The sequence below is a fragment of the Peptococcus simiae genome, from assembly GCF_046097595.1.
Lineage (GTDB): Bacteria > Bacillota > Peptococcia > Peptococcales > Peptococcaceae > Peptococcus > Peptococcus simiae.
In genome coordinates this window covers 1-227 of the sequence record NZ_JBJUVG010000043.1, presented here as the reverse complement: position 1 = coordinate 227, position 227 = coordinate 1, and the positions used below count along the sequence as shown (strand labels likewise).

1 protein-coding gene is annotated in these 227 nt (G+C 45.4%); it reads left to right on the top strand.

All coding sequences use genetic code 11. From position 1 onward, the window contains the following. Nucleotides 1-227: stalk domain-containing protein (locus tag ACKQTC_RS09250; protein ID WP_408978153.1), on the top strand; the 227-nt coding region annotated here is incomplete at both ends.

Here is a 227-nt window from a genome sequence, read left to right as displayed (position 1 = left end):
GCCTTTATTAAGGATAACCGGACCATGGTCCCCTTACGGACCGTCATGGAAGGCTTAAATATGGGCGTTGAATGGAACAACGAAAATCGATCTATTACCGTAAAAAACCCGGCCAAGGCTGAAACCTATACCTTTTATGCAGACAAGCCCTATTTCCTGCGCTACAAAAAAACAGGTACGGATTTTATAAAGCTGGACGTGGCCCCCTATATTACCTCCAGTAACCG